6 protein-coding genes are annotated in these 9,086 nt (G+C 75.0%); 5 read left to right on the plus strand and 1 reads right to left on the minus strand.

Annotation, left to right across the window (positions count from 1 at the left end):
• The first annotated feature begins 18 nt into the window (after window positions 1–18).
• The 4 genes from kdpC to ABZ493_RS18245 all read left to right on the plus strand — a co-directional run bounded on the left by kdpC (window position 19) and on the right by ABZ493_RS18245 (window position 6,025).
• Window positions 19–645 (plus strand): K(+)-transporting ATPase subunit C, encoded by a 627-nt coding sequence (gene kdpC / locus ABZ493_RS18230; protein WP_430583539.1) that lies wholly within the window; start codon window positions 19–21, stop codon window positions 643–645.
• Between the two features lie 2 nt (window positions 646–647).
• Window positions 648–3,176, plus strand: coding sequence for an ATP-binding protein (locus tag ABZ493_RS18235; protein WP_430583540.1), 2,529 nt, complete (start codon window positions 648–650; stop codon window positions 3,174–3,176).
• Window positions 3,173–3,886 (plus strand): response regulator transcription factor, encoded by a 714-nt coding sequence (locus tag ABZ493_RS18240; RefSeq protein WP_430583541.1) that lies wholly within the window; start codon window positions 3,173–3,175, stop codon window positions 3,884–3,886. The genes ABZ493_RS18235 and ABZ493_RS18240 overlap by 4 nt, the downstream gene beginning before the upstream one ends.
• 84 nt (window positions 3,887–3,970) lie before the next feature.
• Window positions 3,971–6,025, plus strand: a complete 2,055-nt coding sequence (locus ABZ493_RS18245) for an AAA family ATPase (protein ID WP_430583542.1) — start codon at window positions 3,971–3,973, stop codon at window positions 6,023–6,025.
• Window positions 6,026–6,161: 136 nt separating this feature from the next.
• Here ABZ493_RS18245 and ABZ493_RS18250 read toward each other — a convergent pair whose 3' ends face one another.
• A complete protein-coding gene (locus tag ABZ493_RS18250; RefSeq protein ID WP_430583543.1) occupies window positions 6,162–7,682 on the minus strand; it encodes a dicarboxylate/amino acid:cation symporter in 1,521 nt (506 codons plus the stop codon).
• 383 nt (window positions 7,683–8,065) lie between these two features.
• Here ABZ493_RS18250 and ABZ493_RS18255 point away from each other — a divergent pair, with 383 nt between their 5' ends.
• On the plus strand, window positions 8,066–9,001 hold the full coding sequence (locus ABZ493_RS18255) for an arginase family protein (RefSeq protein WP_430583544.1): 936 nt from the start codon (window positions 8,066–8,068) through the stop codon (window positions 8,999–9,001).
• Window positions 9,002–9,086: the final 85 nt, after the last annotated feature.

The raw sequence follows: 9,086 nt of genomic DNA on the forward strand, positions 1-9,086 counted from the left end.
CAGGAAGAAGGACCACCCATGAACGCCACCACCCGCAGCACCGGTCGCACCCTCGGGGTCGCGGTCCGGGCGATGATCGTCCTCACCCTGCTGCTCGGCGTCGGCTACACGGCGGCGATCACCGGCGTCGGCCAGCTCGTGCTGCCGGCGCAGGCCGACGGCTCGCTCGTGCTCGACGGCGACGGGGACGTCGTCGGCTCGGCCCTGATCGGCCAGGGCTTCACGGACGCGGACGGAGCGCCCCTGCCGCAGTACTTCCAGCCGCGACCGTCGGCCGCGGGCGACGGCTGGGACGGCGCCGCGTCGTCCGGGTCGAACCTCGGCCCCGAGAACCCCGACCTCGTCGCCGCGATCGGGGAGCGGCGCGCGGCCGTGGCCGCGCTCGAGGGCGCGGACCCGGCGGACGTGCCGGCGGACGCCGTCACCGCGTCCGGGTCCGGTCTCGACCCGCACATCAGCCCGGCGTACGCGGACCTCCAGGTCGCGCGGGTCGCCGCCGCTCGCGGCCTGCCCGACAAGGAGGTCTCGGCCCTCGTCGCGAGGCACACTGAGGGTCGCGCCCTGGGATACCTCGGGGAGCCCGTGGTCGACGTGCTGGAGCTCAACGTGGCCCTCGACGAGAGCACGGACGAGCTCGGGAGGTGAGCATGGGTCGCGGACGGTTGCGCGTCCTCCTCGGCGCGGCGCCGGGCGTGGGGAAGACCTACGCCATGCTCGAGGAGGGCAAGCGGCTGCGCGACGACGGCCGGGACGTCGTGGTCGCGCTCGTGGAGACGCACGGGCGCGCCGCGACGGCCGCGATGGCGGGGGGCCTGGAGGTCGTGCCGCGCGCATCGGTCGTGCACCGCGGCGTCGAGCTCACGGACCTGGACCTCGACGCCGTCCTCGCGCGGCGGCCGGACGTCGCGCTGGTCGACGAGCTGGCGCACACCAACGCCCCCGGCCTCGCGCACGCGAAGCGGTGGGAGGACGTCGACGCCCTGCTCGACGCCGGCATCGACGTCCTGTCGACCGTCAACATCCAGCACATCGAGTCGCTCAACGACGTCGTCCAGAAGATCACCGGGGTGGCGCAGCAGGAGACCATCCCCGACGCCGTGCTGCGCGCCGCCGACCAGATCGAGGTCGTGGATCTCGCCCCGCAGGCGCTGCGCGACCGCCTCTCGTCCGGCGTCGTCTACCCGGCCGAGCGGGTGGACGCGGCGCTGTCGAACTACTTCCGCCTCGGCAACCTCACCGCGCTGCGCGAGCTCGCCCTGCTGTGGCTGGCCGACGAGGTCGACGCTGCGCTGCAGCACTACCGCACCGAGCACGGGATCGACTCCACGTGGGAGGCCCGCGAGCGCGTGGTCGTGACGCTCACCGGCGGGCCCGAGGGCGAGACGCTGCTGCGGCGCGGGGCGCGGATCGCGGCGCGGTCGGCCGGCGGCGACCTGCTCGCCGTGCACGTCACCAGCCAGGACGGGCTGCGCGGGGCGACCCCCGGCGCGCTCGCGCGGCAGCGGCTGCTCGTCGAGGAGCTCGGCGGCACCTACCACCAGGTGGTGGGCGACGACGTCCCGACGGCGCTCGTGGAGTTCGCGCGCGGCGTCAACGCGACGCAGCTCGTCATCGGCGTCTCCCGGCGCGGCCGCCTCGCCGCCGCCCTCAGCGGGCCCGGCATCGGCGCGACCGTGACGCGCGAGGCCGGCAACATCGACGTCCACATCGTCAACCACGCCGCCGCTGGCGGCCGCGCCCGGCTGCCCCGGATGGGCGGCGCCCTGTCGGCGAAGCGCCGCGTGGCCGGCTTCCTGCTCGCCGTCCTGGGCGGTCCGCTGCTGACGTGGGGGCTCGTGTCGGTCCGCAGCGCGGAGTCCATCGTCTCGGACGTCCTCGCCTACCAGCTGCTGGTCGTCGTGGTGGCGCTGATCGGCGGGGCGGGTCCCGCCGTCTACGCCGCGATCCTGTCCGGGATCACGCTCGACTTCTTCTTCGTGGAGCCGATCCACACCATCACCGTGGGCGAGCCGCTGCACGTGGTCGCCCTCGTCCTGTACGTCGTCACGGCCGTGCTCGTGAGCGTCGTCGTGGACCGCGCCGCCCGCACGACGCGCGCCGCCCACCGGGCCGCAGCCGAGTCGGAGGTGCTGGCGACGGTCGCGGGCAGCGTGCTGCGCGGGCAGGACGCCGTGCAGGCGCTGGTGAGCCGGGCGCGGGAGGCGTTCGGCCTCTCCGGGGCGCGGCTCGTCGCCGGCGGCGTCGTGCTGGCCGCGGACGGCGAGGACGACCCCGCGGGCCCGCGCACCACGATCGACGTCGGCGACCGCGCCGTCCTCGAGCTGTCCGGGGGCGACCTCGCGGCCTCCGAGCGCCGCCTCCTGAACGTCATCGCGGTCCAGCTGCAGGCCGCGCTGGAGCGCAGCGACCTGGCCGAGGTGGCGAGCGAGGTGGACCAGCTCGCCGAGTCCGACCGCGTGCGCAGCGCCCTGCTGTCCGCGCTGAGCCACGACCTGCGCCGCCCGCTGAGCTCCGCGGCCGCCGCCGTGAGCGGGCTGCGCTCCGCCCGCGGCGCGCTGAGCGAGGCGGACCGCGACGAGCTGCTCGCCACGGCCGACGAGAGCCTCACCGCGCTGGCCACCCTCATCACCGACCTGCTCGACGTGAGCCGCCTGGAGGCCGGCGTCCTCGCCGTCTCGGCGGCGCCCGTCGAGACGGCCGACGTCGTGCTGCCCGCGCTCGACGAGCTCGGCGTCGGCCCCGGCGAGGTGGAGCTCGACCTCGACCTCACGGCACCCAGCGTCGTCGCGGACTCCGTGCTGCTGCAGCGCGTGCTGGTGAACCTGCTGGCCAACGCGCTGCGGCACTCGCCTGCCGGGCGACGGGTGCGGGTCTCGACCAGCACGTTCGCCGGCACGGTCGAGATCCGGGTGGTCGACCACGGCCCCGGCATCCCCGCCGACCGCCGCGAGGACGTGTTCGTGCCCTTCCAGCGCCTCGGCGACACCGACAACACGACCGGCCTGGGTCTCGGCCTCGCGCTGTCCAAGGGGTTCGTCGAGGGCATGGGCGGCACCCTGACCCCGGAGGACACCCCCGGCGGCGGCCTCACGATGGTCGTCGCGCTCCCGGCCGCGGGCGCGGCGCCGCACGACCACCCCGAGGACCCCGACGAGCCGGAGGCGACAGCCCCATGAAGATCCTCATCGCCGACGACGACCCGCAGATCCTGCGCGCCCTGCGGATCACGCTCACCGCGCAGGGGTACGAGATCGTCACGGCGACCACCGGCACGCAGGCGATCGCCCGCGCCATCGACCACCGCCCCGACGTGCTCATGATCGACCTGGGCATGCCGGAGCTGGAGGGCATCGACGTCATCCACGCCGTGCGCGGCTGGTCGGACGCCCCGATCCTCGTGGTGTCCGGGCGCACGGGCGCGGCCGACAAGGTCGAGGCGCTCGACGCCGGCGCGGACGACTACGTCACGAAGCCGTTCTCCATCGAGGAGCTCCTGGCCCGGATCCGCGCCCTCACCCGCCGCGTGGCGCACGAGGACTCCGACCCCGTGGTGCGGTTCGGCGACGTCACCGTGGACCTCTCCGCGCACAGCGTCACGCGCGCCCGCGACGGCCGGACCGAGCACGTGCGCCTCACCCCCACCGAGTGGCAGATGCTCGAGCGGCTGGTCCGCAACCCCGGCAAGCTCGTCACCCGCCAGACGCTCCTCACCGAGATCTGGGGGTCGGAGCACGTGACCGACACCGGGTACCTGCGGCTGTACGTGGCGCAGCTGCGCAAGAAGCTCGAGCCCGACCCGGCCGCCCCGCGCTTCCTCGTCACCGAGGCCGGCATGGGCTACCGCTTCGACCCGGACGGCTCGCCGGCAGGGGCCTCGCCGGTCTGACGCGCCCGGCGGGCGTTGCCGGCGGCGCGCCGGCTCGGTAGTGTCCTCCGGCTCCCACCCGCTCGTTCGTCCCGGAGGTCTGTCGTGCGCACCGTGTCCCCTGCCGAGCTCGACCGGGAGCGGGCGCACCTCGAACGGGCGCGCGAGGAGCTCGCCCGGATGCGCGAGCGCACCGCCGGCCTGACCGCCCGTGCCGGCGACCGGGTCAGCGCGGAGGCGCTCGAGCTCACGCTGGCGCGGCGCCTCGCGCAGCTCGCGGACGACCCGCACGTGCCGCTCTTCTTCGGCCGGCTGGACCACGACGAGCCGGCCGGGGGCGGGGTCTTCCACGTCGGGCGACGGCACGTGTCGGACACCGCCGGCGACCCGCTGGTCGTGGACTGGCGCGCACCGGTGAGCGCGGCGTTCTACCGCGCCACCCGGCACGACCCGATGGGGGTGGAGGTCCGCCGCCGGTACGGCTTCGCGCGGGGCGTGCTCACCGGGTTCGAGGACGAGGTGCTGTCGGGCCCGGAGACGTCCGCCGCCGAGCACTCGGAGATCCTCGAGCAGGAGATCGAGCGGCCGCGCACCGGTCCGATGCGGGACATCGTGGCCACGATCCAGCCCGAGCAGGACGTCATCGTCCGCAGCGAGCTCGGCCGGACGGTCGTCGTGCAGGGGGCGCCCGGCACGGGCAAGACGGCCGTGGGCCTGCACCGCGCGGCGTACCTGCTGTACGCGTTCCGCGACCAGGTGACGCGGCGGGGCATGACCGTCGTCGGGCCGAACGCGAGCTTCCTGCGCTACATCCGGGCCGTGCTGCCCGCCCTGGGTGAGGTCGACGCGACCCAGACGACGGTCGAGGAGCTCGTCGCGGCGCACGGTCGCCTGCGCGGCACGGAGCCGGCGGCGGTCGCCCGGCTCAAGGGCGACGCCCGCATGGCGCAGGTGCTGCGTCGCGCCGTCTGGTCGCACCTGGCCGACCCCGTCGAGGCGATGGTGCTCCCGCGCGGCTCGCGGCGCTGGCGCGTGCCCGCGCACGAGGCCCGCGACGCCGTCGCGCACGTGGTGGGCCGCGACCTGCGGTACGACGCGGGACGGGAGGCGCTGCGGTACGCGCTCGCGCACCGGGTCCTGCAGCAGATCGAGGCGAGCGGCGACGCGCTCGACGACAAGGCGTGGGACGTCCTCGCGCGCACCAAGGCCGTCAAGGACTACGCCGCGACGCTGTGGCCGGTGCTGTCGCCCGCGCGGCTGCTCCACCGGCTCCTGGCCGACCCCGAGCTCCTCGCGCGGGCGTCCGACGGCATCCTGACCCCGGCCGAGCAGCAGGCGATCGCGTGGGACGTGCCGCCGCGGAGCCCGGGCACCGCCCGGTGGACGCTCGCCGACCTCGTGCTGCTCGACGAGCTCGCCGACCTGCTGGAGCGGGCGCCGTCGGTGGCGCACGTCGTCGTCGACGAGGCCCAGGACCTGTCGCCGATGATGCTCCGCGCCCTCGGCCGGCGGGCCCGCACCGGATCGCTCACCGTGCTCGGCGACCTCGCCCAGGCGACCACGCCGTGGGGCGTGCGCTCCTGGGACGACGCCCTCCACCACCTCGGCAAGCCCGACGGGCACGTCGAGCAGCTCACCGCCGGGTTCCGCGTGCCCGGGGACGTCATCGAGTACGCGGCGCGCCTCCTGCCCAGGATCGCCCCCGAGCTCGCGCCGCCCGTGGCCGTGCGGCGGGCCCGCGGCGAGCTCCTGCTCACCACGACACCGACGGTCGATCTGGTGCGGGCCGCGCTCGCGCGCGACGGCTCCGTGGGGCTGATCGTGCCCGACGGCGGCGTGGCGGACGCCCGGCGCGGGCTCGTCGCCGCGGGTCTGGCGTTCGCCGTCGTCGGCGAGGAGGACCCGAGCGCGTCCGACGGCCCCGACGGCGGGGACGACGACGCCACCGAGTTCGACGCGCGCCTCGACCTGGTCCCGGCCTCGCTCGCCAAGGGCCTCGAGTTCGACCACGTCGTCCTCGACGACCCGGCCGGGATCGTGGCCGGGGAGTCCGAGCACGAGTCCGGGCTGCGGCGGCTGTACGTCTGCCTGACCCGCGCCGTGACGTCCCTCGCGGTGCGGCACGACGACGACGTGCCGGCCGAGCTCGGCGCCCCCTGACGGCGCCGTCCTCGGCATCCCCTGCACGAGCGCCGTGCGGGCGGCCCGACCTCGCGCGCTGACCTCGTTCGGCCCCGGGACGACGCGCGAGGGCCCGGCGGGTGTGCACCCGCCGGGCCCTCGTGGTCGTGCGTCGTCAGGCGCGCGAACCGGCCTCCGCCAGCTCGCGGTCGTCCTGCGCGGCACCGTCCTGCGCGGCGCCCTGCACGTCGCCCTGCGCGGCGTCGTCCTCGTCGAACAGGTGCTCCGACGACGCGGCGCGGTACTGCTCGAGGTCGAGGATGCCCTCGCGCTTGGCGACGATCGTCGGGACCAGCGTCTGCCCGGCGACGTTCACCGCGGTGCGGCCCATGTCGAGGATCGGGTCGACGGCAAGGAGCAGGCCCACGCCCGCCAGCGGCAGGCCCAGCGTGGACAGCGTGAGGGTCAGCATGACCATCGCGCCGGTGAGGCCGGCGGTCGCGGCGGAGCCCACCACGGACACGAACGCGATGAGCAGGTAGTCGGTCAGCGACAGGTCGATGCCGAAGATCTGCGCCACGAAGATCGCGGAGATCGCCGGGTAGATCGAGGCGCAACCGTCCATCTTCGTCGTCGAGCCCAGCGGCACGGCGAACGACGCGTACTCGCTCGGCACGCCGAGGTTGCGCTCGGTGACGCGCTGCGTCACGGGCATGGTGCCCACCGACGAGCGGGAGACGAACGCGAGCTGGATCGCCGGCCACGCGCCCTTGAACCAGGCGATGACGCCGAGGCCGTTGGCCTTGAGCAGCACCGGGTAGACCACGAACAGCACGAGCGCGAGGCCCACGTAGATCGCCACGGAGAAGGAGGCGAGCGAGCGCAGCGACTCCCAGCCGTAGGTGGCGACGGCGTTGCCGATGAGGCCCATCGTGCCCAGCGGCGCGAGGCGGATGATCCACCACAGCACCTTCTGCACGATGGCGAGCGCGGACTTGTTGAACGCGAGGAACGGGTCGGCCTTGGCGCCCGACTTCAGCGCGGCGATGCCGATGACCAGCGCGACGACGAGGATCTGCAGCACGTTGAAGCTGATGCCGGTCTCGGCGCTCAGCGCGCCGTCGGCGCCCGCCTCGACCGACGTCTTCGCGCCCAGGCCGAGCACGTTGGTCGGGATGAGGCCGTTGAGGAAGTCGAGCCACGTGCCGGTGCTGGACGGCTCGGCCGCCTCCGCCGTGGTGAGCGTCGTGTTGTGGCCCGGCTGGAACACGAGGCCCAGGCCGATGCCGATCGCCACGGCGATCGCGGAGGTGATGGCGAACCAGAGCAGCGTCTGGCCCGCGAGGCGCGCGGCGTTGGTGACGGTGCGCAGGTTCGCGATCGACGCGACGATCGCCGTGAAGATCAGCGGCGGCACGATCGCCTTGAGCAGGGTGACGAACGACGAGCCGATGGTGTCGAGCGTCGTGGTCAGGCCGTTCGGCGTCTCGCCGTCGGCCTGCGGGCCGAGTGCCAGCGCGAGCCAGCCGAGCAGCACACCGAACGCGAGGCCCAGCAGGATCTGGACCGAGAACGACGGGAAGCGCAGCTTCTTGCGTTCGCGCGGCTGCGCGCCGGGGACCTTGGTTGCGGAAGACAAGGGAGGACCTTTCGCCTGTGGCGCACGGAGGCGCACGGGGTGTGGACGCCGGGGCATGCCGTCGTCCGGGAGATCGGGGGGTTGCACGGAGGTGCGGGGGACGCCACGGGCTCGGAGGGCCTGCGGGCGTCGCGGGGCGTCGTCGGCGGCGACGACGGTCAGCGCGCGGTCAGCGACGCGAGGGGGTCACCGACACAGCGCGCTGGCGACGCGACGGAAGTCGACGTCGAGACGCGCGGTGAGGTCGGTCCTCACGGGGACGCTGACGATCACGGGAGCTCCATGCACGATCGAGGAAGGATGTTCAGGCCCTGATTGATCGACGTCGTCGAACGTCGTCATCGAACCTACGAATACCGGACCCTAGCAGCGGCCCCCGACGAATCACAGCGGTCTCGCCGGAGGTGTGAGGCACCTCATGGAGGCCGTACGGTCGGCGGGTGACGTCCGCTCCCCTGCCCCACGACCCGCTCTGGCCCCGCGCGGGCGGCTGGCCTGCACGAACGGGTTCTCGCGCCGACCTGGCCGTGATCGGGGTGCCCACCTGGCGCACGTCGCTCTCGACGACGGGCGCGCACGCGACGCCCGCCGCCGTCCGCGACGCGCTGCGCCGGTACAGCCCCGCCCTGATCCGTGGCGCCGACGGCGCGCCCGTCGATCTGGGCGAGCTCGCCGTCGTCGACCACGGTGACGTCGACGAGCCCGACCGGCCGGAGGGCGAGGCCCGCGCGCGAGCCGCGGTGGGGGCGGCGCTGGCCGGGGCGCGCGCCCTCGTCGCACTGGGTGGGGACAACGCGCTCACCGTCCCGGTGGCGCTCGGCGCGTGGGGCGACGACCTCCCGACCGCCGGCCTGGTGACCTTCGACGCGCACCACGACCTGCGCGACGGCGTCTCCAACGGCTCGCCCGTGCGGCGCCTGGTCGAGGCCGGGCTGGACCCCGCGCGCGTCGTGCAGGTCGGCATCGCGGACTTCGCCAACAGCGCCACCTACGCCCGCCGGGCCCGCGACCTGGGCCTCACGGTCGTGACGCTCGACGACCTGCGCGCTCGCGGGAACGGCGCCGCCGGCCTGGCCGACGTCGTCCGCGAGGCCCTGGACGTCGCGGGCGGCGCGGGCGGGCCGGTGCACCTGGACGTCGACGTGGACGTCTGCGACCGCTCCGTCGCCCCCGGGTGCCCCGCGTCCGTGCCGGGCGGGCTGGCGGCCTGGGAGCTGCGCGCGCTCGTCCGCGCAGCCGCCACCGACCCGCGCGTCCGCTCCGTCGACCTCGCCGAGGTGGACGCCACCGCCGACTCCCCCGACGGCCGCACCGTCCGCCTCGCCGCCCTCTGCGTCCTGGAGGTCCTCGCGGGCCTCGCCCTCCGGCCGAGGTAGTACGGCGGTCTCAACCGGTCATCGCAACATCCTGATCTGGAGGGTGTGCGTGATGGTTCGTGGTGGGGTGCGGGTGCCGAGGGCG

The sequence above is a fragment of the Isoptericola sp. NPDC019482 genome (assembly GCF_040632295.1).
Classification (GTDB): domain Bacteria; phylum Actinomycetota; class Actinomycetes; order Actinomycetales; family Cellulomonadaceae; genus Isoptericola.